This is a genomic window from Streptomyces sp. NPDC015130 (assembly GCF_043080005.1).
In the GTDB taxonomy this organism is placed as follows: domain Bacteria; phylum Actinomycetota; class Actinomycetes; order Streptomycetales; family Streptomycetaceae; genus Streptomyces.
The window spans coordinates 26,003-49,466 of sequence record NZ_JBIBVC010000015.1 but is presented as its reverse complement, the minus strand read 5'-3'; the positions used below and the strand labels follow the sequence as shown (position 1 = coordinate 49,466).

Here is a 23,464-nt window from a genome sequence, read left to right as displayed (position 1 = left end):
AGATCGCGGCGGTGCTGGTGGTGTCAGCGCGCCGGACAGATGGCGCTGGACATGCGGCCGAGGTCGACGTGCCGCCGACTCACCAAGGCAGTTCCAGTTCCAGACATGACGGAAGCGTGTCACGGGACTTTGGACCCAGTCCAGCATCGTCCGTTATTTGGACAGAACTGTCTCGGTTCTTGAGATGCTGTGTTCCAGGTCACGCGAAAGGGGCCCCGGCGGGGCCCCTTCAACGTAGTCGGTGCGTGGTTCAGGCGTGGGCACCGGGCCACGGGCCGGGGGTCTGCGACTCCTCCACTTCCTCGACCTTCGTCTCGAAGAGCCGGAAGCCGCGACGCTCGTAGTTGTCCATCGCGTGCGGGCCGTCGAGCGAGCAGGTGTGCAGCCACACCCGCTTCGTGGCCTCCCGGTCCGGCCACCGCTCGGCCAGGTCCCAGGCGCGCCGCACGCCCTCCGTGAGCAGGTGGCCGCCGATCCGGCGGCCCCGGAAGGCGGGGATCAGGCCGAAGTAGACGATCTCCACGACACCGTCGGGCTGCGGGTCGAGCTCCACGTACCCGGCCGGCGTCCCCCGGTCGTACGCCACCCAGATCTCCGCGCCCGGCTTCTCGACGATCTCCTGCCACTGCTTGTACGTGAGCGCCAGCCGGTCGTTCCAGCGGATGTCGCCACCGACCGCCGTGTAGAGGAAGCGGCTGAACTCCGCCGAGGGCACCGAGGCCCGGGCGATCGTGACGTCGTCTCCCTCGGGGACCCGCGCGGGACGGAGATCGGACGGCGAGGTCTGTTCGAGGGACCAGGTGGTGAGCGTGATCTGCATGGCCCCATCGCATCACGAGCGCTGTCGGAGCGGCGACCGGGGGCGCCCGCTCCGGGGCGGGTGGGCAGGGTGTCCAAGGAGTGGGACGGAAGTCCGCGCGGCGGAGTCCGTGCGGGGTCGCGCCTCGCGGACGGGGGGCGTACGGGCGTCACGCCCTGCCGGGCGTCCGGCTCCGGGGCGCCGCGGCCGCTCGGATCACACCTCTCGGGCCGTCCGGTTCACGCCTCTCGGGCCGTCCGGTTCACACCTCTCGGGCCGCTCGGATCACACCTCTCGGGCCGTCCGGTTCACGCCTCTCCGGCAGTCCGGGCCGCTCTGACCGCCGGGGCCGTGGAGTGGGGGAGGAGGTCCGCCGGGCGCTCCGGGCGGCGGAGCTCCACCGCCACCTCCTCGCGGAAGCGGTACGGGCGGTGGGCCAGGACGCCCGCCAGGTTCCGGCGCACCCGGGACATCTCCGCCCGCACGGTCACCGTCCTCGTACGGTCCCCGAAGACGTCGTCCGCCAGCTCCGCCGCCGTCCGCCCGTCGGGGTGCAGCGCCAGGACGTAGAGGAGCTCCGCGTGCCGGGGGCTGAGCTCCTGCTGCCAGCTGCCCGCCTCCCCCGAGACGTCCACCGTCCAGCGGCGCGGCCGGCTCAGGTCGAGGACCACCCGGCTCGCCGCGCCCGCGCCCGGTTCCGCCGGCCGCGTCTCCTCCTCCACCCGCAGCAGCCAGCCGCCGGGCAGCGGTTCCACCGCGCACAGGCCCAGCGAGGGAAGCCACACCCGGCCCGCACGGAAGGACTTGGGCAGCGCGATCCGGTCCACCGGAGCGAGCCCGGTCACCGCCGCCGTCCAGCCGTGGATGTCGACCGCGACGGCCCGGCCGCCCACCCGGCACAGGATCGGGGCGGCCACCGCCCGCAGCCGCTCGACCGAGCGCCGGTGCCGCTCCCGCATCTCGGCCTCGGCGAGCTGCGCAACCGAGGCGACGAGCGCCAGCATCGCCGGGTGGAAGCTGGACGCGGGACCGCTCACGTCCAGGATCCCGAGGAGCCGCTGATCGCGAGGATCGCGCACCGGCGCGGCGGCGCAGGTCCAGTTGTGCAGGGCCTGCACGTAGTGCTCGGCGGAGTGCACCTGCACGGCCCGGCCCATGGCGAGCGCCGTACCGACCGCGTTCGTCCCGGTCGTGTGCTCGGTCCAGGCCGCGCCCTCCTCCAGGCAGATGCCGTTCGCCTGGCGCAGCACCGCGAGGTTCCCCTGGCGCCACAGCACCCGGCCGTGCTCGTCGGTGACCACCATGATCTGGAGAGAGGTGTCGGCGATGCCGGCGAGACCGCCGCTGAGCGTCTGCATCACCTCGGAGAGGAGCGTGCTCCTGCGCCGCTGCTCCAGCTCGTCCCGGTGGAGCAGCACGCTGCTCGTGCCCTGGTCGGGGTCGAGCCCCAGCCGGGCCATCCGCTGCCAGGAGGCGTCGATCACCGCGCGGGGCGCGATCGGGGGCGTACGGCCCGCGAGGGTCTCGTCGCGGACCCGGTGCAGCAGGCGGGCGGCCTGAGCGGCGTCCATGGCGGCCAGCCGCTTCATGTCGAGCTGCGTGTTCTTCATCGGTCTCTCCCAGCCACCCGTGGTGCTGTATCGGTTCTGCACAGGGCAGATGTCCGGAGTGTCGCTGCCCATGGTGCCGTTCGGGGCCGCCCGGCGCGGCCCGGTTCGGGTAATCCTGCAACCCTTTGCAACTCTGGCGACCTCCCCGTCCCGTGCCCGAGGCTGGAGTGAGCGGTGGGTGGTGCCGTGTCGGCGCAGCACCACCCCCGCTCTCCGCGCGTGCCGGCCCCGACGGGCCCACCCCTGGTGCGCGCGGCTCAACACTCGGGCCCGCGCGAGCCGTACGCCGCGCCGAGGAGAACCGGTCCGACGCGCCGAGGAGAACCGGTCCGACGCGGCGAAGAGACCGGTCGGACGAGGCGAAGAGACCGGTACGACGCGGTGAAGAGACCGGTACGACGCGTCGAGGAGACCCGGGACCACGCGTCGAAGCGACCCGTACGTCCCGCACGCGGCGAAGAGGCCCGCACGACGCTCGCGGGTCCCACGGCCTGTCAGACCGTCACCCGCGCACGCTCCACCACCGCCCGCAGGTCCAGCGTGTGCGGCAGCGTCCCGAACGTCGCCCCGCCGTCCCCGCCGAGCCGCGACGCGCAGTACGCGTCCGCCACCTCCGGCGGCGCCCACCGCACGAGCAGCGCCCCCTGGAGCACCAGCGCCATCCGCTCCACGAGCCGCCGGGCCCGCGCCTCGATCCCCTCCAGGTCGGCCAGTTCGCCCAGCAGGTCCCGGATCGCCCGGTCGAGCCGGTGGTCCGCGCCCCGCGCCGCCCCCACCTCGCGCAGGAACGCGTCGAACGCCCCGGGCCCGGTCCGCAGTGCCCGCAGCACGTCGAGCGCCTGCACGTTGCCCGAGCCCTCCCAGACCGAGTTCAGCGGCGACTCGCGCAGCAGCCGCGGGAGCCCGGACTCCTCCACGTACCCGTTGCCGCCCAGGCACTCCATGGCCTCCGCCACCACCGGCGTGCACCGCTTCGTCACCCAGTACTTCGCCACCGGAACGGCGATACGGAGGAAGGCCCGCTCACGCTCGGCGTCGGCGCCGGCCGCGTCCACCGCGTCGTACGCGGCCGCCAGCCGCATCCCCAGCACCGTCGCCGCCTCCGACTCCAGGGCCAGGTCGGCGAGGACGTTCCGCATGAGCGGCTTCTCGATCAGCACCCCGCCGAAGGCCTCGCGGTACGCGCAGTGGTGCACGGCCTGCGCCACCGCCTGCCGCATCAGCGCCGCCGAGCCGATCACACAGTCGAGGCGTGTCGCGGCCACCATGCCGATGACGGCCCGGACCCCGCGCCCCTCCTCGCCGATCCGGCGCGCCCAGGTCGTCCCGTCGAACTCCACCTCGGCGGAGGCGTTCGAGCGGTTGCCCAGCTTGTCCTTCAGGCGCTGGAGCGCGAACGCGTTGCGCGAGCCGTCGGGCAGGACCCGCGGCAGCAGGAAGCAGGTCAGTCCCGCCGGAGCCTGCGCCAGGACCAGGAACGCGTCGGACATCGGCGCAGAGCAGAACCACTTGTGCCCCGTCAGGACGTACTCCCCGTCGGCCGCCAGCGGACGCGCCACCGTCGTGTTCGCCCGTACGTCGCTGCCGCCCTGCTTCTCCGTCAGCGCCATCCCCAGCAGCGCCCCCGGCTTCTCGGCGACGGGCCGCAGCTCCCGCTCGTACACGTGCGAGGTCGCCGCCGGCACCCACACCTCCGCGAGCTCCGGCTCGGCGCGCAGCGCCGGCACCGACGCGTGCGTCATCGACAGCGGACAGACGTGCCCCGCCTCCGCCTGGGACACCACCAGGAGCCCGGCGGCACGCCGCACATGACCACCCGGACGGCCCCACGCGTCCGTGAGCCCGGCCCCCACCGACCTGCCGAGCAGCCGGTGCCAGGCCGGATGGAAGTCGACGTCGTCGATCCGGTTCCCGTAGCGGTCATGGGTCCGCAGCCGCGGCGGGTACGTGTTCGCGAGCTCTCCCCACTCCCTGACCTGCTCGGATCCCGAGGCCCTGCCCAGCAGGCTCAGCTCCTCGCGGGCCTCCGCGAGCACCTCGGGCGCGAGGTGCCGCTCGACCGCCTCCGCCAGCGTCCGGTCGCACGTGAAGACGTCGTGTCCCACCAGGGGCGGAGCCTGGTTGGTCACGGTGTGGGTGCTCGCTGCCATGCCGATACGGTAAGCAGGTGCAGGCAGCAAGCGAAACACCCGATCGGCCCGAGCGGCGGCCCTGGAGCAGGCTCCACCGAGCGCGCGTCCTCTACCGCAACGTCTCCAAGCGGAAGATGGTCTGGCTCCTCCTCAAGGACACCGTCAACTCGTGCATCGAGTACCGGATCCTCGGCCTCGCCGCCGAGGCCGCGTTCTTCACGCTGCTGTCGCTGCCGCCGCTGCTCCTCGGCCTGATCGCCCTCCTCGGCTACGCCGACGACTGGACCAACACCGACACCGTCGCGAGCATCGAGGAGAACATCCTCCGCGCCGCCGGAACGGTCCTCTCCGACCGGGGCGTCCACGACATCGCCAAGCCGCTCCTCGACGACGTCACCCAGGGGAAACGGCCCGAACTCGTCTCCCTCGGCTTCGCCATCGCGCTCTGGTCCGGCTCGCGCGCGGTGAACGTCTTCATCGACACCATCACCGTCATGTACGGGCTCGACGGGCACCGCGGCATCGTCAAGACCCGGCTCCTGGCCTTCCTGCTCTACATCGTGGCCCTGATCATCGGAGCCGTCGTCCTGCCCCTCGCGGTCGTCGGTCCCGACCGCGTCGTCGAACTGGTGCCCTGGGGCACGGAAGTCGTCGCCGTCCTGTACTGGCCGGCCGTCATCCTGCTCTCCGTCGCCTTCCTCACGACGCTCTACCACGTGTCCGTACCCGTCAGATCGCCGTGGATCGAGGACATCCCGGGCGCCCTCGTCGCGCTCGGCATGTGGGTCCTCGGCAGCTTCCTGCTGCGGATCTACCTGACCAGCCAGGTCGAGGGGCCGACCATCTACGGCTCCCTCGCCGCGCCCATCGCCGTCCTCCTCTGGATCGGCATCTCCGCCTTCGCCGTCCTCGTCGGGGCCGCCGTGAACGCCGCGATCGACCGCGTCTGGCCCTCGGTCGCCACCGCCGCGGCCCGCGAGGCCAACGAACGGGCCCGTGCCGTCCAGGCGGCCGAGCTGGTCGCCCGCGTCCGCGCGGAGGCGGAGGACGTCGACGAGGACGACCCGGACATGCCCTCCGAGTTCCCCGAGCGCTGGTCCAAGTTCCTGCCCCCGGACGACGTGAAGTCGCGCATCCACTCGGGGTGGGAGAAGGAATGAGGTACCGCCCCGGCCGGTCGTAGGCTCGGAGGATGTACGAGGAACGGCCGTCCCTGCTCGACGGAGCCGTCCTGTGGACGAGGACGCTGCCGGAGACCCCCGGCGGCCCCGGGGTCGCGGGCCGCCCCGCCGGACCCGAAGCCTCCGCCGGCCCCGAAGCCTCCGCCGGCCCCGAAGCCTCCAGCAGCCCCGAGGCCCCGGACCGTCCCGTGCGGCCGATCCTGCCCGACGGCTGCATGGACCTGATCTGGGCCGACGGCGTGCTCCTCGTCGCCGGGCCCGACACCCGGGCGTACGTGTCGGAGGAGACCGTCAACCGGTACGCGGGCATCCGCTTCGCCCCCGGAGAGGCGCCGGCGATCCTCGGCGTACCGGCCCGCGAGCTGCGCGACCGGCGGGTCGCCCTCGGCGCCCTCTGGGGCGAGGCCGAGGCGCGGCGGCTCGGCGAGCGGATCGCGGAGGCGCCCGACCCGGGCGCGGCCCTGGAGGCCCTGGCCCTGCGCACGGCGGCCGCCGCCCCCGCGCCCGACCCGCTGCTGCGGGCCGTCGTCGCCCGTCTGGACGCGGGCCGCCCGGTCGCCGAGACCGCCGACGCGGTCGGACTCGGCGCCCGGCAGCTGCACCGGCGCTCCCTGGAGGCCTTCGGTTACGGACCCAAGGTGCTCGCCCGGATCCTCCGGCTCCAGCGCGCCCTGGCCCTGGTCAGGGCCGGCCTGCCGTACGCCGAGGCCGCCCTCCGCGCGGGCTGCGCCGACCAGGCCCACCTCGCCCGCGAGACGCGGGCCCTGGCCGGCATGACGCTGAGCGCCTACGAGGCGTCCGTCGGCGCGTCGGCGAACAGGGACACCCCGTTGCCGTCCGGGTCCAGGACCACCGCGTAACGCTGGCCCCAGACGGCGTCCCAGGGCTTGAGGTGCTCACCGTGGCCCAGGCCCACCAGCTCCTCGTACACCGCGTCCACGTCCTCCGGACTCGCGCACCGGAAGGCGAGCTCGATCCGGTTCCCGCCCTCGGGGCGCCGCCAGGAGGGATCGAAGGAGCGGACGGTCTCCTCCGTGTCCCAGGCGACGCGCAGCCCGCCGGGCAGGACCGCCTCCACGTGCGGGGCGGTCTCCGCCCCGGCCGGGACGTCCAGGCCGAGACGGCGGTAGAAGGCGAGCGAGGCGGCCATGTCCGAGACGACGATGCCGACGAGGTCGAGGCGGGGCGTGGGGCGAGGCGCTGTGTTCATGCTCCGCACGCTAGGTCCCGGGGGGCGGTGCCGTCTTGAACGAAACGGACGCGCACGCCGACCGTCCGGGGCTCGGAAGCCTCCCGGAACCCGCCGAGGAAAAACCCGTGGCGCCTCTCCGGAGGCCCCCGCTAGGGTGTTTCCCGTACAAGATCGCGAAAGACACAGGAGGTGTGACCGATGGCTGTCGTCACGAAGGGCCTCGCCCACACGCGGATGTTCGTCCACACCACCTCCGCGGCCACCGGCTGACCTCACTTCCGTCCTTCGGCGCCGGGGCCGCCCCTGTGAAGGGTCCCCCTTGTCTCTCGGTTCCTCCGTTCCGTCTTCTTCCTCTCTCTCCTCCTCGCTGCTCGACGCCCACGGCTGGGACGCCGGCTGGGCCGAGACGTTCGCCCCGTACGCCGCCCAGGGACTGCTCCCGGGCCGGGTCGTCCGGGTCGACCGAGGACAGTGCGACGTCGCCACCCCCGAGGGGATCGTGCGCGCCGACACGGCGTTCGTGACCCCGCACGACCCGCTCCGGGTCGTCTGCACCGGCGACTGGGCCGCCGTCGACCCCGAGGGCGTCAGCGACCCCCGCTACGTACGGACGCTGCTGCCGCGCCGTACCGCCTTCGCGCGCTCCACCTCCTCCCAGCGGTCCGAGGGACAGATCCTCGCGGCCAACGTCGACCACGCGGTCATCACCGTCTCGCTCGCCGTCGAGCTCGACCTGGGCCGCATCGAGCGCTTCCTCGCCCTGGCCTGGGAGTCCGGCGCGCAGCCCACGATCGTCCTCAGCAAGGCGGACCTCGTGCCCGACCCCGTCGGGCTGTCCTACCTCGTCCAGGACGTGGAGACCGTCGCCCCCGGCGTCCAGGTCGTGCCCCTCAGCTCCGAGACGGGGGAGGGCCTCGACGTGCTGTCCGCGGTGATCGCCGGCGGCACGACCGTCCTGCTCGGCGTCTCCGGCGCCGGCAAGTCGACCCTGGCCAACGCGCTCGTCGGCACGGACGTGATGACCGTCCAGGCCGCCCGGGACGTCGACGGCAAGGGCCGGCACACCACGACCACCCGCAACCTCTTCGTCCTGCCGGGCGGGGGCGTCCTCATCGACACCCCCGGGCTGCGCGGCGTCGGCCTCTGGGACGCCGAGACCGGCGTCGGCCAGGTCTTCGCCGAGATCGAGGAACTGGCGGGGGACTGCCGCTTCCACGACTGCGCCCACGAGTCGGAGCCCGGCTGCGCGGTCGCGGCGGCGATCGAGGACGGCTCACTGCCCGTGCGCCGACTGGAGAGCTACCGCAAGCTGCTCCGCGAGAACCAGCGGATCGTCGCCAAGACCGACGCCCGCCTGCGCTCCGAGATCCTCAAGGACTGGAAGCGCAAGGGCGCGGAGGGGCGCGCGGCCATGGAGGCCAAGCGCGGACGCGTCCGCTGAGGCCCGTCCGGCCCTGATCCGTCGGACCCACCGACGGACCGAACCTGTGAGCCGGGGCCCGGGAGAGCAGCTGCTCCCGGGTCCCGGCGCCATGTCCGAAATCCGCGAGTCCCGTCCCCGCCGGGTCCCGCACACTGGGGGACATGACCGACGACGACACCCGCTACGAAGCGGTCAGCAGCAGGGACGCGCGGTTCGACGGAGAGTTCTTCTTCGCCGTCCGCACCACCGGCATCTACTGCCGGCCCAGCTGCCCGGCCGTCACCCCGAAGCGGCGGAACGTCTCGTTCTTCCCCACGGCCGCCGCCGCCCAGGGCCACGGCTTCCGCGCCTGCCGCCGCTGTCGGCCGGACGCCGTGCCCGGCTCCGCCGCCTGGGACGTACGGGCCGACGTCGTCGGCCGCGCCATGCGCATGATCGGCGACGGGGTCGTCGACCGCGAGGGCGTGCCCGGCCTCGCGGGCCGCCTCGGCTACAGCACCCGGCAGGTGCAGCGCCAGCTCACCGCCGAGCTCGGCGCCGGACCCGTGGCCCTCGCCCGCGCCCAGCGGGCGCACACCGCGCGGCTGCTGCTCCAGACGACGGACCTGCCCGTCACCGAGATCGCCTTCGCGGCCGGCTTCGCCAGCGTCCGCCAGTTCAACGAGACCGTCCGCGCCGTCTACGCCCGCACCCCCACCGCCCTGCGGGCCGAGGCAGGGAGCGGCGCCGCCGGCCGGACCGCGCTCGCCGCCGGGGTCCCGCTGCGGCTCGCCCACCGGGGGCCGTACGCCGCGGGGGAAGTCTTCGACCTGCTCGCCGCCGAGGCCCTGCCCCGCGTCGAGGAAGTCGCGGGCGCCCCCGGCACCCGCACCTACCGGCGCACGCTCCGCCTCCCGTACGGCACCGGGATCGTCTCCGTCGACGAGCGCTCCGCCGGCCGCTGGCTCGACGCCCGCATCCACCTCACCGAGCTGCGCGACCTGACCACCGCCGTGCACCGGCTGCGCCGGCTCTTCGACCTCGACGCCGACCCGTACGCGGTCGCCGAGCGGCTCGGCGCCGACCCCGGGCTCGCCGCCCAGGTGACGGCCCGGCCCGGCGTACGGTCCCCGGGGACGGCGGACCCGGAGGAGTTCGCCCTGCGGACCCTCCTCGGGCCCGCGGAGTCGGCCCGGGCCGTCGAGGAGCACGGCACGCCCCTGACCACCGCCTGCGGCGGCCTCACCCACCTCTTCCCGGCCCCGGCCGAGCTGACCGGCCACCCCGTCGCGGGCCCACTGGCCCGCGCGCTCGCCGACGGAGCCGTACGCCTCGACCCCGGCGCCGACCGCGACGAGGCCGAGCGCGCGCTGCTCGCCGTCCCCGGGGTCGGGCCCGAGTCCGCCGCCCTCATCCGGATGCGGGCGCTCGGCGACCCGGACGTACCCCCGGCCGACGGTCCGGACGCGGAGGAGTGGCGCCCCTGGCGCTCCTACGCCGCCCGCTACCTCAGGACACCGCTCCCGGTGACTCCTCAAGGCCCCAGCTGTGGATCCGGCGCGGATGGATCCGGATGACCTCCTCGCTGAAGTGCGGGCCCAGCGCGTGCGGGCCGACGAGCAGCTCCGCCTCGCCCCGGATCTCGACACCCCGCACCCGCCAGGGACGCGCGCTCACGAGGTCGTCGACGACCAGCGCCACCTTCGGGTTCTTTCGCAGATTGCGCCACTTCTTCGTACGGCCCATCGCGAGCCCGCCGACGAGGACGGTGCCGTCCTCCTGCGGGAAGAAGCCCACCGGATTGACCTGCGGCTGACCGGACGGGTCGACGGTGGCCATCCTGGCGAGCTGCCGCCCCCCGGTGAGATAGCCGCGTTCGGCCGCGCTGAAGCCCTCGAAATCCCTCATGGCCCCAGCATCCCCCGCGGCGGCCCCGGAGGCTCGGGAACAGGTCCCGCCCCGCCTCCCCCTTCCGGCCCGGGCTCAGCCCCAGATCACCGCGCCCGCCCACGCCCCCACGATCAGCAGGCACGCGAAGAGCTCGACGAGGACACTCGTACCGGCCGCCCGCATGAACGTCCGGGTCGCCGCCCTGGCCTGGCCGTGGCCGCCGAGGCGGAGCCGTTCCGAGAGGTAGACCCCTCCGACGAAGCCCGGGATCGCACCGAGGACCGGGACCAGGACGAAGCCCACGACCGCCCCCACACCCGCGTACACGATCATCCGCCGGGTGATGCCGACACCCCGGAACCGACGCGGCGGGAGCTGCCAGACGACCACCTGCGTGAGGAGCAGCAGACCGGTCGAGGAGGCCAGCAGGATCCAGGCGAGGTCCGACCGCTCGTGCAACGACCACCAGAGCATCGCGGCCCACACCAGCCACGTTCCCGGCACGCCGGGGGCCAGCACCCCGAACACACCGAGCAGCATCACCGTCGCGACCATCAGGAGCTGCCACACACCCACGCTGCCCAGCGTCCCCCAGAACCCGCGTCCCCGCAGGTCGCACGACCCGTACGGGGGTCGGAGGGCCCTCGGAGCCGGGGAGGGAAACCGAGTGGATCACCCGGACCCGCCGAGGCACAATCCTGAGGAAACGGGGCGAGGGAGTATGTGTGTGGACGTGTTCGTGTGTGCCGGGTGCGGCACGGAGCTGACGGCGCCGGTGTCCCGGGTCGCCCTCCCCGACCACACCCACCACGGGGCGTGGGAGGAACTCCACCCCCCGCTGATGGAGCCCGCGACGTACGCCGTCGACCCCCGGCCCACCGGACCTCCCTGGCGGCGGTGGGAGGAGGTCGGCGAGGACGAGGCCGCCCGGCAGGGCGTGTACGCGCAGGTGTACTCCGTCTCGTACGGCGCGCGGAACAGGATCGTGATCGCCCCCGGCGACTCCCGTTCCCTGGCCCTGATCCCCGAGAAGTGCGCGGGCTACTGCCGGGGCGTGGACGGCCGGGACGGCCCCAACCTCGCGTGCGAGGGCTGCGGGCGGGCCGTGGCGACCCGCCGGGACGACTGCGGGATGTGGCAGACGGTGTGGCTGGAGCCCGACGCGGTCGTACGCCGGCCCTCGGGGCTCCCGGCCGGTCCGCCGCCCGGCTGGGACGACCTGGTGCGCGCCGAGCACCGGGTCCCGCCCGTCGAACCCGACGGGTCGTGGAGCCGCCGCTGGCGGTCGGCGGTCGGCGTCGCACTGGCCCACCTCGTGGCGGTCACCGGCAACCGCCCGGTGACCCTCCCCGCGGGCCGGGTCACCGAGCTGCTCGGCCACGCGGTCGACCGGTGTGTCCCGGCCGGGCTCGGGCTCGATGCCGGGCTCGATGCCGGGCCCGAGTCAGAGCCTGAAGCCGGGCTCGAAGCCGGTCCCGAAGCAGAGCCCGGGACCGGGCCCGAATCCGGGCTCGCGGTCTGGTCCGTCGGGCTCGCCGGGCCCGGGATCCGTACGCCCCGGCCCCGTCCCGACGTCCTCCTCGTCCCCCGCCACCCCCGCACGGGTGCGCCCTGGCGCCCGCCCGGCGACGACGGGGCCGTGGTCCCGCTGGACAGCGGGGTCTGGGCGTACCTCGCCCACCCGGGCGAGACCTCGCCGCTGCCCGCGACCGGGGTGCTCCCGGAGGGCGTCCTGCGCGACGACTACCCCGTCCCGCGGCGCCCCCCGCGCCTGCTGACGGCCGACCGGGACGCCTTCGAGGACACCCTGGTCGGCCTGCCCGCCGTCCGTCATCCGCGCCTGCGCGCGTTCCGCGACGACCGGCGAGGACGCTGAGGCGAAGCCCCCGGCCCCGGCCCCGGCCCCGGCCCCGGCCCCGGCCCCGGCCCCGGCCCCGGCCCCGGCCCCGGCCCAACACGCCCTAGCCGCGGGCCACCCAGCCCTTCTCGTACGCGTGCCAGCCCAGCTGGAGGCGGGTCGTCACGCCGGTCAGCTCCATCAGGCCCTTCACGCGGCGCTGGACCGTCCGCAGGCCCAGGTCCAGCTGCTTGGCCACGCTCGCGTCCGTCATGCCGGCGAGGAGCAGCGACAGGATCTCCAGGTCCATCACATCGGGGCCCGGGGCCTCGTCCTCGGTGATCTGGGCGCCCGCCCCGAGCCGCAGCGGCAGGGCCTCCCGCCACACCGACTCGAAGAGGCCCATCAGCGATTCGAGGAGCCCGCTCGCGTGGACGACGATCGCCGCGGGCTCCGCGCCCCGTCCGGTCAGCGGCACCATGGCCAGTGAGCGGTCGGCCACCACCAGCTTGGTGGGGACCCGGTCCGCGACCCGTATGCGCTCCTCGCGGCTGAGCGCCGCCGAGAGCTCCAGCAGCCCGGACGGGAGGCCGAGCACCTCTCGCTCGATCACCACCCGGTAGCGCACGCCCCGCCCGGCCGCCTGCTCCTCCGCGTCGTTCTCCATGCCGGAGACCGCGATCGGCTTGCCCGTCACCAGCGCGCAGACCTCCTCCTGAGCACCCAGCTGGAGCTGGAGGAAGCGGTGGGTGACCGCGCTCGCGCCCGTCACCACCTCCACCAGGTCGTGGACGGCCTCCTCCGCCGCTTCCGCCCGGTACTCCTCCGCCAGCAGCGCCGCCGCCAGCTCCGCCTGCTCCAGCTCGTGCCGCTGCTGGGTCAGCAGCGCGCCCAGGGCCACACCCGGCGGCGCGGCCACCCAGCGTCCGGTCCTGGCCGAGGACTGCGCGGCGAGCCCCTGCGACTCCAGCCGGCGCAGCGCCCGCTCGGTGTCCCGCTCGGGCAGGGCGAGCCGGTGCGCGAGATCGGTGACCTCGGCCGCGCCCAGCGCGACCAGGGCGCGGTAGGCGGACTCCTGGCGTTCGTCGAGCCCAATCGCTCCCAGCATGCTTGCCCCACCCCTCGCCGTACCTCCGACGGGAGCCCCGGATCTTCCCGGGACCTGCACCGGAGGCATTCGTTCCGTTGGTGACCTGGCGGGAAACGGCCACGGCGTATTCCCGCCTTGCCCATCATCCCTGTACCGCCCTCACCTCTGCCAATGTGGCGCCACCGCAGCACCAACAGCCTCCGGAGAAGGGTGCCTTGTGCCCTTTTTCCGGAATCAGATGGGGAGAGCGATGCGCCCGATTTCGCGTACGGCCCTGGGGGCGGCGACCGCCGCGGTCCTGGCCGTCACCGCGGTCGCGCCGTCCGTGGCGAATGAGCCGCAGGACGGCACGGCCGGCAAGCGACCGCTGGTCGGCAGCGAGGCCTCGGCCCGCGCCGGGGACCGGACCGCCACGGTGACCCTGGTCACCGGGGACCGCGTCCTGGTCACCCGCGACGCCGACGGGAACCCGGCGGCCACGGCGCTGCCCCGCGAGGACGGCACCGTCCCCCTCGTCCAGACCCGCCGCTCCGGCCAGGACCTGTACGTCTACCCCGAGGACGCCACCGACGCGCTCGCCGCCGGCCGCGTCGACGAGGAGCTCTTCAACGTCACCGGCCTCGTCCGCCAGGGCTACGACGACGCCTCCACCACCACCCTGCCCCTCATCGCGGTCTACGGCTCCGACCTCGCCCGCTCCGCCCCCGCCGCCCCGCGCGGCGCCGAGCGCGGCCAGGTCCTCAGGACCGTCGACGGCGTCGCGCTCAAGGCCGACAAGAAGCAGGCCGCCACCTTCTGGGCCGACGTGAACACCCCGCGGGCCCGCTCCGCCGCCGGCATCGAGAAGCTCTGGCTCGACCGCAAGGTCCAGGCCACCCTGGAGCAGTCGACGAAGCAGGTCCACGCCCCCGAGGCCTGGGCCGCAGGCTACGACGGCACCGGCACCAAGGTCGCCGTCCTCGACACCGGCGCCGACACCGAGCACCCCGACCTCAAGGGCCGCGTCACCGCCTCGGAGAACTTCACCGACTCCGAGACCGCCGACGACCGACAGGGCCACGGCACCCACACCCTCTCGACCGTCGGCGGCTCCGGCGCGGCGAGCGACGGCAGGAACAAGGGCGTCGCCCCCGGCGCCGACCTCCTCAACGGCAAGGTCCTCAACGACTCGGGCTCCGGCGCCGCCTCCTGGATCATCGCGGGCATGGAGTGGGCCGTCGCCCAGGGCGCCGACGTCGTCTCCATGAGCCTCGGCAGCCCCGTACCCACCGACTGCACCGACCCGATGAGCGTCGCCGCCGAGGAACTCGCCCGGAACAAGGGCACGTTGTTCGTCATCGCCGCCGGAAACTCGGGCCCGACCCTCAACACGGTCTCCTCGCCCGGCTGCGCGCCGAGCGTCCTGACCGTCGGGGCCACCGACCGCGACGACTCCACCGCGTACTTCTCCAGCCGCGGCCCGACCATCGTCAACCACACCCTGAAGCCGGAGATGGCCGCGCCCGGCGTCGCCATCTCCGCCGCCGCGGCCGGCGGCCGGGGCGTGTACGCCTACCAGTCCATGTCCGGTACGTCGATGGCCACCCCGCACGTCGCGGGCGCCGCCGCCGTCGTCAAGCAGCGCCACCCCGACTGGACCGCCCAGCAGATCAAGGCCGCCCTCGTATCCTCCGCCGAGAGCGATCTCCCCGGAGACGTCCGCGAGGTCGGCGGCGGCCGCCTCGACGTCAAGGCGGCCGTCGACCAGACCGTCCTCGGCGCCCCCGCGGTCCAGGGCGGCACGTTCGACTGGCCGCAGGACAGGACCGACCGCACCACGGTCTCCGTCCCGTACACCAACACCTCCGACGCCCCCGTCACCCTGAACCTCGCCGTCGACAAGGTCGCCGGCAACGACGGCTCCCGCGTGCGGAGTTCGGTCGCCCGCCTCGGCAAGCGCACCGTCACCGTCCCGGCCGGCGCCACCGTCCAGGTCCCACTGGAACTCGACCCCGCCGCCCGCCTCGACCGCGCCCAGTACGGCGACGTCACCGGCCGCGTCCTCGCCACCGGCCCCGGCGGCGTCCACGTCTCGACGCCCTTCTCGCTCTACGTCGAGCCCGAGACCGTCACCCTCCGCGTCAAGCTGATCGACCGTCAGGGCAGGGCCGCCGACGGCGCGTCCTCCCTCGACGTCATCGGCACCGACGTCGCCAGTGGCGAGCGCCGCTTCAACGACGGCGCCGCCGACCAGGTCTACCGCCTGCGCCCCGGCAGCTACTTCCTCTCCTCCTTCGTCGCCACGCCCGACGCCGGTGAGGGAGCCACGCTGAACGACTCGCTCAGCTACCTCGGCCGCCCGCAGGTGGAGCTGAAGAAGGACACCACCGTCGTCCTCGACGCCCGCAAGGCGCACAAGCTGTCGGTGAGGACCGACAAGGCCGCCGAACTCCGCGGCGCCACCCTCGCGTTCTCCCGTTCCTGGGACGACTTCTGGCTGCACGCCGGCACCGCCTCCGGGCCGCGCACCATCCGCGGCTACTACGCCTCGGTCGAAGGCCGCGCCGAAGAGGGCGACTTCGAGTTCGGCAGCTACTGGCGCGCCGCCGCCCCGCAGATCACCTCCCTGCGCACCACCGACGGCCTGACCCTGCACCCGCTCACCGGATCCATCGCCTCCGACAACCTCGACGGCACCGGCTCCGCCCGCCTCGTCGACGCCGGAACCGGCACCCCGGACGAACTGAAGGCCGCCGGGGTCCAGGGCCGCGTAGCCCTCGTCCGGCTGCCGGACGACTCCACCGCCGCGGGCACCCTCGCCCGCAACGCCAAGGCCGCCGGCGCCGTCGCCGTCCTCGCCCACCGCGCGGCCCCCGGCCGCTGGTACCCGACCGGAGGCTTCACCGGCCTCGGCCTGCCCGTCCTCTCCGTCCCGGCCGCGGAGGCGACCGCCCTCCTGGGCAAGCTGGCGGCCGGCGAGGTCACCCTCGCCTGGCAGGCCACGGCGAAGAGCCCGTACGTCTACAGCCTCGCCTTCCCCGAGACCGGCGCGATCCGCGACGACAAGGACTACCGCGTCCGCGACCGCGAGCTCGGCCGTACGGACTCCACCTACGGGTCGGCGGGCATCGCCACCGACTTCGTGGACTTCCCGGCGGCGCGCCGCCCGGACGGCGTCCGCGTCGGCTTCGGCTCCTTGGAGACCGTCCCCGCGCCCGGCAGCCGCACCGAGTACTGGTCGGCCGGTGACACCACCTGGGAGCCGATGGTCGGCAGCAGCTTCCCGTTCGGGGAGATCATGGTCGGCACCCCGCACGCCTACACCCCGGGCGAGAAGCGCACCGAGAACTGGTACGAAGGCGTCCTCGCCCCCACCGCCCCGCGCGACACGGCCGGCGCCCCCGTCCTCGTCGCCGAGCGCCAGGGCAACCTGATCGGCTTCGCCGACGCCATGTGGGGCGACGGCACCCACCACGCCGTGCCCGGCTCCTTCGGTGACATCGGCAACGTCAGCCTCAGCCGGGACGGCGAGGTCCTCGGCACCAGCAGCTGGCCGTTCGGGGTGTTCGAGGTACCCGCCGAAGCAGGGACGTACACGCTCGAACAGAACACCATGAAGATCGGCAGCAAGGTGTGGGCCCGCTCCACCTCCGTCAATTCGAAGTGGGAATTCACCTCCAAGCTTGACGAGAGCGTCTATTCTCAGGGCATCCCGATTCTCTTCCCCCGGTACGACCTTCCGGAGGACGGACTCAAGACCCTCGCCGCGACCGACGGCCAGCAGATCGGCCTCACCGCGACGGGTCACGCGGGCTACACCCCCGCAGCGCTCACCTCGGCCAGGCTCTCGTACTCCTACGACGAGGGCACGACCTGGACGGAAGCGCGGGTCTCTCAGCAGGGCGGTCAGTGGACCGCGACCGTGAACCACACGGGCGCGTCCGGTGAACCCGTCACCCTGAGGACCGAACTGACGGACGCCAACGGCAACTCCGTCACCCAGACCGTGGTCCGCGCTTACGACGTGCGCTGATCACGACGGTCCGCCGGGCGTCCTTCCCGTGGGGGGTGGGGCCGCCCGGCGGATCACTCATTCGCAGCAACGGTTTTCCTGATGTCCGTTTTCGGGTGCCGTGCGCGGTGGACAATAAGGGCATGACTCAGCAGGGGGACAACTGGTGGGACAAGCTCTACGACGAGTCGGCGCCGGACACGGCCCCGACGGTCCCGGGTGAATCGCTCGACGACCACTTCGCCACGGCGCCCCGCGCCACCACGGGCCCGCCGGGCCCGGACCCGGCCCTGAAGCCGAAGACGGCATCGGACCCTCGTCCGAAGGCGGACCGGGACCCTTACGAGTACCCGGAGCCGGAGCCGGCGCCGGAGCCGGCGCCGGACCCTCGGGCCGTCCCGTCCGACAGGGCACCCTGGGAGGCCCCCGAGCAGGGCCCGCGCTCCTTCCCCGGGCCCCCGCCTCCCGCCCCGGCCCCGCCCCCGGTCGCCCCGCCGGCCGAGACACCCACCGTCCAGGTGCCGGTGCCGGACCCACCGCCCGAGGCCGGTCCCGAGGCCGGTCCGGAGACCGGCGGGGGGCAGGCCCCCGAGGTCCGTCCGGACACCGATCTCACCGTCCAGGTGCCCGTGCCACGCCCCCGGGCCGCCGGGTTCGTCGGCAGCAGACCGCCGACGTACGAGCCCGAGCCCACCGCGCTCCCCGTCGCCCGCCCCGGCGAGCTCGACGAACTGGTCGCCGACACCGTCCTCGACGGCGCCCGGTACGGCACCTGCACCCTGCGGGCCGCCTCCGTACGCGGCGACTCCGCCCGCTACCGCGGCGAACCCCGCCGCGACGCCCTCCTGACCGCCCGCTTCGGCCACGACGAGGCCGCGCTCGTCCTCGTCGCCGTGGCCGCGGGATCCCGCGCCGCCGAGGACGCCCACCTCGCCGCCGCCGACGCCTGCCGGTGGATCGCCGAGGCCGTGGGCCGCAGCCACGCCAGGCTCTCGGAGGACATCAGGACCGGCCGCCGCGGCGACCTCAAGTCCGGACTGCACCGGCTCACCGACCGGACGTACGGCAAGCTGCGCGCCCGCGCCGCCGACCGCGGCCTCGCCCCCGACGAGTACACCGCGACCCTCCGCTGCCTCCTCGTCCCCGCCGACCCCGATTGCCGCACGCGTGTCTTCTTCGGGATCGGCGGCGGCGGCCTCTTCCGGCTCCGCGACGGCTCCTGGCAGGACATCGAACCGCTCCTGCCCGAGCCCGCCGCCGTCACCGGCGCCCCCGTCCTCGGCTTCGGCTCACCGCCCTCGCCGAAGGACGCGGCCGAGACCGAGGAGGGCGACCGGCTCACCATGAACCTCGGCGTCACGACCCCGCCGGGCCCGCTCGTCGAGGAGCCCGTCCCGCCGCCCGCCGAGCCGTTCCGCTTCCGGGCCTCCGTCGCCCGCCCCGGGGACACCCTGCTCCTCGCCTCGCCCGGCCTCGCCGAGCCGATGCGCGGCGAACCCGCCCTCGCCCGGGAGCTCGCCACCCGCTGGGCCGACCAGGAGCCGCCCGGTCTCGCCGCCTTCCTCGCCGACACCCAGCTGAGGGTGACGGGGTACGCCGACGACCGCACGGGGGTGGCCGTCTGGGAGGCGTAACGCCCCGGGCCGTGTGTTGATGGAGCCATGGCCAAACAGAACGTCGCAGAACAGTTCGTCGACATCCTCGTGCGCGCGGGCGTGAAGCGTCTGTACGGCGTCGTCGGCGACAGCCTGAACCCGGTCGTCGACGCCATCCGCCGCACCCCCGCGCTCGACTGGGTCCAGGTGCGGCACGAGGAGGTCGCGGCCTTCGCCGCCGGCGCCGAGGCCCAGATCACCGGCAGCCTCGCCGCCTGCGCGGGCTCCTGCGGCCCGGGCAACCTGCACCTGATCAACGGCCTGTACGACGCCCACCGTTCCATGGCCCCGGTCCTGGCCCTCGCCTCGCACATCCCCTCCGGCGAGATCGGCCTCGGCTACTTCCAGGAGACCCACCCCGACCAGCTCTTCCGCGAGTGCAGCCACTACAGCGAGCTCATCTCCCACCCGAAGCAGATGCCCCGGCTGCTCCACACGGCGATCCAGCACGCCGTCGGCCGCAGCGGCGTCAGCGTCGTCTCGCTGCCCGGCGACATCGCCTCCCTGCCCGCCCCCGACAAGTCGGCGGAGACCGCGCTCGTCACCTCCCGCCCCACCGTCCGGCCGGGCGACGTCGAGATCGACGCGCTCGTCCGGATGATCGACGCCGCCGACCGGGTGACGCTCTTCTGCGGCAGCGGCACCGCGGGCGCGCACGCCGAGGTGATGCAGTTCGCCGAGCGGCTCAAGGCACCGGTCGGCCACGCCCTGCGCGGCAAGGAGTGGATCCAGTACGACAATCCCTTCGATGTCGGGATGAGCGGGCTGCTCGGCTACGGCGCCGCCTACGAGGCCACCCACGAGTGCGACCTGCTGATCCTGCTCGGCACGGACTTCCCGTACAACGCCTTCCTGCCCGACGACGTGAAGATCGTCCAGGTGGACGTCCGCCCCGAGCGCCTCGGCCGACGCTCCCGGCTCGACCTCGCGATCTGGGGGGACGTCCGCGAGACCCTGCGCTGCGTCGTCCCGCGCGTCCGCGCCAAGAACGACCGCCGCTTCCTCGACAAGATGCTGAAGAAGCACGCCGACGCGCTCGAAGGCGTCGTGAAGGCCTATACGCGCAAGGTCGAGAAGCACGTCCCCATCCACCCCGAGTACGTCGCCTCCGTGATCGACGAACTGGCCGACGGGGACGCCGTGTTCACCGTGGACACCGGGATGTGCAACGTCTGGGCGGCCCGCTACCTCACGCCGAACGGACGGCGCAGGATCATCGGTTCGTTCAGCCACGGCTCGATGGCGAACGCGCTGCCGCAGGCCATCGGCGCGCAGTTCACCGACCGTAACCGGCAGGTCGTTTCGCTCTCCGGCGACGGCGGATTCTCCATGCTCATGGGTGACTTCCTCACCCTCGTCCAGTACGACCTCCCGGTGAAGGTCGTCGTCTTCAACAACTCCTCCCTCGGCATGGTCGAGTTGGAGATGCTGGTCGCCGGCCTCCCCTCGTACGGGACGACGAACAAGAACCCGGACTTCGCTGCCATCGCGCGCGCCGCCGGGGCCTACGGCGTCCGCGTGGAGAAGCCGAAGCAGCTCGCGAGCGCGCTCAAGGACGCCTTCAGACATCGGGGCCCGGCCCTCGTGGACGTCGTCACCGACCCCAACGCCCTCTCCATCCCGCCCAAGATCAGCAGCGAGATGGTCACCGGCTTCGCCCTCTCGGCCAGCAAGATCGTCCTGGACGGCGGGGTGGGACGCATGCTGCAGATGGCCCGCTCCAACCTGCGCAACGTCCCCCGGCCCTGAGGGAATGCGGGCGGCTCCGTGGGGCATGCATCCCGTGAGCCTGTTCGACGACGTGTGGGTGGGGGTTATGGCCGGGGAGGCACGACAGCCGACTCAACTGCTCAGGAAGGTGGGATGCGAGGATCTCACCGCGGTGCCGGAGGTGCGGCACGCCTTACGGGAGATGCTCCGGAAATGGGGCGGGCCGGGCGCCTCCGACGTGGCCGAACTGCTCACCAGCGAGCTGGTGACCAACGCCCTGGTCCACACCGAGCACGGGGCCGTCGTGACCGCGACGGTCGTCCCCGAGCAACTGAGGGTCGAGGTGCGCGACTTCGTCCCGGGGCTCGACCGGCCGCACGTACCGCCCGCCGACGACGGTACGCACGGCAGAGGGCTCGTCCTCGTCCAGGCGCTGGCCGACTCCTGGGGGGTCGAGGAGCACGGGGTGGGCAAAGTGGTGTGGTTCGAACTGAACGGCGGGGCCGCCTGAGAGGCGGCCCCGCCGTGTTCCGGGTGCTTCCGCGGAGGCCGGGCCCGGCTTCCACGGAAGGGTGGTTCAGCCGAACTGCTGCTCCAGGTCCTTGAGCTTGCGCTCCAGGGAGTCGAGCCGGGGCAGCGCCTGGGTGTCGTCCTCGGCGGTGAGGTCCACCGTCCGGGAGTCCGTGGTGCGGGAGTCAGCGCCCCGCACGGCCTGCAGGGAGGGCCGGGGTCGAAGCGGCAGTTGTCCCGGATCCGGTATGGCGGGCTCCGCGACGGCGGCCTGCACGGTCGTCGTCGCGGAGCCGGAGCCCGCAGCCGATCCGGAACCCGGGCCCGCACCGGCGCCCGCCGCGGCGCCCAGGGCCGCCATCTCGACCTGACGGGCGCCGCCGCGGCCGAGCCCGAAGGCGCGGTGCTGGCGGTTGATGGCCTTGAGCCGTGCCCGGTCGAGCTTGACCTGGTCGCGCCGGCGGATCCGGTTCTGCTCCTTCTCCCGCCGGTCCTCGCGCACCTCGTCGACGGCCTCGTCCAGCGTCCGGACGTTCTCCAGGAGCATCAGCGACCAGGCCGCGAAGGTCTCCCGGGGCGCGCGCAGCCACCGGACGATCCGGATCTGCGGCAGCGGGCGGGGCACCAGGCCCTGCTCGCGGAGCGCGGCCCGGCGGGTCTGCTTCAGCGCCCGGTCGAAGAGGACCGCCGCCGAGAGGGACATGCCCGCGAAGAACTGCGGTGCCCCGTCGTGGCCCAGGCCCCTGGGGGCGTGCACCCAGTTGAACCAGGCGGCCGCTCCGGCGAACAGCCAGACGAGGAGCCGCGAGCCGAGCGCCGCGTCACCGTGGCTGGCCTCGCGGACGGCGAGGACCGAGCAGAACATGGCGGCGCCGTCGAGGCCGAAGGGGACGAGGTACTCCCAGCCCCCGGTGAGGCTGAGGTTCTGGCGGCCGAAGCCGACGAGTCCGTGGAAGGAGAGCGCCGCGGCGACCGCGGCGCAGCAGAAGAGCAGGACGTAGGAAGCCGTTCCGTACACCGCCTCCTTGCGTCTGCGGCGCTCCTCGCTGCGCTCCCAGGAGTCCTCGGCCGCGGCCTGGTCACCGGCGCGCTTCCCGCGCGCGAGCACCGCCACCGCCGTCAGGACCCCGGCCACCATCACGCCGCCCGGAAGCAGCCAGTCCAGCGATATGTCGGTCAGTCTCATGCGGTGTCCCTTGCATCGCAGTAGGGCGTTTGGCGGCCCATACTGGCCGACCCCGTGCGGTGCTCAAGCGGTTTCGGGGCAAGAGCACGCCATCGGGGTCCCAGGGCATACGAATAGGTGCGATCTGGTCGAACACCCGTGCAAGGAAGGGGAGTTGAGTTCGATTGACGCCACCCGTGCGGGTGGCGTAATCACCCGGGAGCCTCAGGCGGTCGCGGCCAGACGACGGACGCGCTCCGTGTCGCAGGTGCGCGGGCAGGTGAGGCAGGTGTCCTCGGGGCGCAGCGTGTAGAAGAAGCAGCAGGTCGCCCGGTCGCGGGTGGCGCGCGGGGCGCCGTCCGGGCCCTCGGAGCCCGCGAGCTCGCGGAAACCCGCCGAGCCGGCGTACGGCTTGTGCTGCTTGCGTGTGACGGTGGTCCCCGGCAGCAGGAGGTCGAGCTCGGCCATCGCCCGCTCCTCCTCGCCGAGCAGGGCGCCGATGTACCAGAGGCCCTCGACGATCTCGTCCGTGGCCATGCCCCACAGGGCCCGGCGGCCGCGCTTCATCCGGGGGCCGAAGCCGGCGAGGATCGCCTCGAAGTGCTCGGCGAGCGAGGCGCGCACCTCGGTCCGCAGCGCCTCCTCGTCGGCGACGACGCGGGCCCCGGGCAGGCCGGCCGCGGGGTCGTCGGGCAGGCAGGCGAACTCCTCGACGCGGACGGACATGCGGCCGAGGGCGCGCTGGAAGGACACGTTCGCGGCGGGCAGCCGGGGCACGCGCCGGTGCAGGAACCAGGGGACGGTGACCAGGAGGCAGGCGGGCCAGGCGTAGCGGTGCAGTCCGAAGCTCGCGACGACGTCGGGGCGGGCCTGGGTGCCGTAGTCGCGCAGCACCTGGGCGTTGTCCCAGGCGAGGAAGGCGTCGAGGGCGGATCCGCCGGCCGCGAGCTCCTCGGCCCCCACCCAGCCCGCGCCGCGCGGCAGCCGTTCGTCCCCGGCCGTTTCCTCTATCCGCAGGCCGGAGAAGACCTCCGCGAGCCGGGCGTAGGAGGCCGCGACGGGGGAGGCGAGGGGTGCGGACAGCAGTGCGGGGACGGTCATGCGGACCACCGAATCGCGATCGTTAACAGGTTAGCCTTACCTTACCCGAATCTCGATCGCCTCTCACCACCGTACGGACCGCGGTCCCGCGCGGGTCCCGCGGATCGACACCCGGTGCCCCAAATGTCGGTCCGTTCGCCTATGGTGCACAGGGGACCCGGGTATCGCGAGCCGGGCCCGGCACGAGGCCGCAGGAGGA

Annotated in this window: 19 protein-coding genes; 9 read left to right on the top strand and 10 right to left on the bottom strand. The window is 73.8% G+C overall.

From position 1 onward, the window contains the following. Nucleotides 1-23: 23 nt before the first annotated feature. The 4 genes from ACF08F_RS27480 to ACF08F_RS27465 form a co-directional block, all read right to left on the bottom strand. A complete protein-coding gene (locus ACF08F_RS27480; RefSeq protein WP_312846743.1) occupies nt 24-107 on the bottom strand; it encodes a putative leader peptide in 84 nt (27 codons plus the stop codon). A gap of 143 nt (nt 108-250) precedes the next feature. Next, on the bottom strand, nt 251-820 hold the full coding sequence (locus tag ACF08F_RS27475; RefSeq protein WP_392301188.1) for a GNAT family N-acetyltransferase: 570 nt from the start codon (nt 818-820) through the stop codon (nt 251-253). A gap of 287 nt (nt 821-1,107) precedes the next feature. Then, on the bottom strand, nt 1,108-2,409 hold the full coding sequence (locus tag ACF08F_RS27470; RefSeq protein WP_392301187.1) for a GAF domain-containing protein: 1,302 nt from the start codon (nt 2,407-2,409) through the stop codon (nt 1,108-1,110). Between the two features lie 494 nt (nt 2,410-2,903). Beyond that, entirely contained in the window at nt 2,904-4,559 is a 1,656-nt protein-coding gene (locus ACF08F_RS27465; RefSeq protein ID WP_392301186.1) for an acyl-CoA dehydrogenase family protein, read from the bottom strand. A 17-nt stretch (nt 4,560-4,576) separates the two neighbouring features. Between ACF08F_RS27465 and ACF08F_RS27460 the strand changes: the two genes are divergently transcribed. Together ACF08F_RS27460 and ACF08F_RS27455 are read left to right on the top strand one after the other, a co-directional pair. Further along, complete coding sequence (locus ACF08F_RS27460) at nt 4,577-5,701, top strand: YihY/virulence factor BrkB family protein (protein ID WP_392301185.1); 1,125 nt, start codon at nt 4,577-4,579, stop codon at nt 5,699-5,701. A 32-nt stretch (nt 5,702-5,733) separates the two neighbouring features. After that, nucleotides 5,734-6,582, top strand: coding sequence for a helix-turn-helix domain-containing protein (locus tag ACF08F_RS27455; RefSeq protein WP_392301184.1), 849 nt, complete (start codon nt 5,734-5,736; stop codon nt 6,580-6,582). Here the strand turns inward: ACF08F_RS27455 and ACF08F_RS27450 are convergent. After that, entirely contained in the window at nt 6,510-6,932 is a 423-nt protein-coding gene (locus ACF08F_RS27450; protein ID WP_392301183.1) for a VOC family protein, read from the bottom strand. The two genes, ACF08F_RS27455 and ACF08F_RS27450, sit on opposite strands and share 73 nt — an antisense overlap. 301 nt (nt 6,933-7,233) lie before the next feature. Between ACF08F_RS27450 and rsgA the strand changes: the two genes are divergently transcribed. Then, nucleotides 7,234-8,355, top strand: a complete 1,122-nt coding sequence (gene rsgA, locus ACF08F_RS27445) for a ribosome small subunit-dependent GTPase A (RefSeq protein ID WP_392301182.1) — start codon at nt 7,234-7,236, stop codon at nt 8,353-8,355. Between the two features lie 143 nt (nt 8,356-8,498). Continuing rightward, the gene (locus tag ACF08F_RS27440; protein WP_392301181.1) at nt 8,499-9,893 is read left to right on the top strand and encodes a DNA-3-methyladenine glycosylase 2 family protein; all 1,395 of its coding nucleotides are present in this window, start codon (nt 8,499-8,501) and stop codon (nt 9,891-9,893) included. On the opposite strand, the gene ACF08F_RS27435 is transcribed toward ACF08F_RS27440, so the two are convergent. Together ACF08F_RS27435 and ACF08F_RS27430 are read right to left on the bottom strand one after the other, a co-directional pair. Further along, nucleotides 9,826-10,224, bottom strand: coding sequence for a PPOX class F420-dependent oxidoreductase (locus ACF08F_RS27435; protein ID WP_392301180.1), 399 nt, complete (start codon nt 10,222-10,224; stop codon nt 9,826-9,828). The two genes, ACF08F_RS27440 and ACF08F_RS27435, sit on opposite strands and share 68 nt — an antisense overlap. 75 nt (nt 10,225-10,299) lie before the next feature. Then, entirely contained in the window at nt 10,300-10,782 is a 483-nt protein-coding gene (locus tag ACF08F_RS27430; protein WP_392301179.1) for a DUF456 domain-containing protein, read from the bottom strand. A gap of 151 nt (nt 10,783-10,933) precedes the next feature. Here ACF08F_RS27430 and ACF08F_RS27425 point away from each other — a divergent pair, with 151 nt between their 5' ends. After that, the gene (locus ACF08F_RS27425) at nt 10,934-12,082 is read left to right on the top strand and encodes a hypothetical protein (protein WP_392301178.1); all 1,149 of its coding nucleotides are present in this window, start codon (nt 10,934-10,936) and stop codon (nt 12,080-12,082) included. An 85-nt stretch (nt 12,083-12,167) separates the two neighbouring features. Here ACF08F_RS27425 and ACF08F_RS27420 read toward each other — a convergent pair whose 3' ends face one another. Continuing rightward, on the bottom strand, nt 12,168-13,151 hold the full coding sequence (locus ACF08F_RS27420) for a helix-turn-helix domain-containing protein (RefSeq protein ID WP_392301177.1): 984 nt from the start codon (nt 13,149-13,151) through the stop codon (nt 12,168-12,170). Between the two features lie 232 nt (nt 13,152-13,383). Between ACF08F_RS27420 and ACF08F_RS27415 the strand changes: the two genes are divergently transcribed. The 4 genes from ACF08F_RS27415 (at nt 13,384) to ACF08F_RS27400 (ending at nt 21,000) form a co-directional block, all read left to right on the top strand. Continuing rightward, on the top strand, nt 13,384-17,145 hold the full coding sequence (locus ACF08F_RS27415) for a S8 family serine peptidase (protein WP_392301176.1): 3,762 nt from the start codon (nt 13,384-13,386) through the stop codon (nt 17,143-17,145). 122 nt (nt 17,146-17,267) lie between these two features. After that, nucleotides 17,268-18,758 (top strand): protein phosphatase 2C domain-containing protein, encoded by a 1,491-nt coding sequence (locus tag ACF08F_RS27410; protein ID WP_392301175.1) that lies wholly within the window; start codon nt 17,268-17,270, stop codon nt 18,756-18,758. A gap of 27 nt (nt 18,759-18,785) precedes the next feature. Continuing rightward, nucleotides 18,786-20,528, top strand: coding sequence for a pyruvate dehydrogenase (locus ACF08F_RS27405; protein WP_392301174.1), 1,743 nt, complete (start codon nt 18,786-18,788; stop codon nt 20,526-20,528). A gap of 67 nt (nt 20,529-20,595) precedes the next feature. Further along, complete coding sequence (locus ACF08F_RS27400; protein ID WP_392301321.1) at nt 20,596-21,000, top strand: ATP-binding protein; 405 nt, start codon at nt 20,596-20,598, stop codon at nt 20,998-21,000. A 66-nt stretch (nt 21,001-21,066) separates the two neighbouring features. Here ACF08F_RS27400 and ACF08F_RS27395 read toward each other — a convergent pair whose 3' ends face one another. Together ACF08F_RS27395 and ACF08F_RS27390 are read right to left on the bottom strand one after the other, a co-directional pair. Further along, nucleotides 21,067-22,185: a DUF2637 domain-containing protein gene (locus ACF08F_RS27395; protein ID WP_392301173.1), complete on the bottom strand. Its 1,119-nt coding sequence runs from the start codon at nt 22,183-22,185 to the stop codon at nt 21,067-21,069. Between the two features lie 204 nt (nt 22,186-22,389). Next, nucleotides 22,390-23,265, bottom strand: a complete 876-nt coding sequence (locus tag ACF08F_RS27390) for a (2Fe-2S)-binding protein (RefSeq protein ID WP_392301172.1) — start codon at nt 23,263-23,265, stop codon at nt 22,390-22,392. Nucleotides 23,266-23,464: the final 199 nt, after the last annotated feature.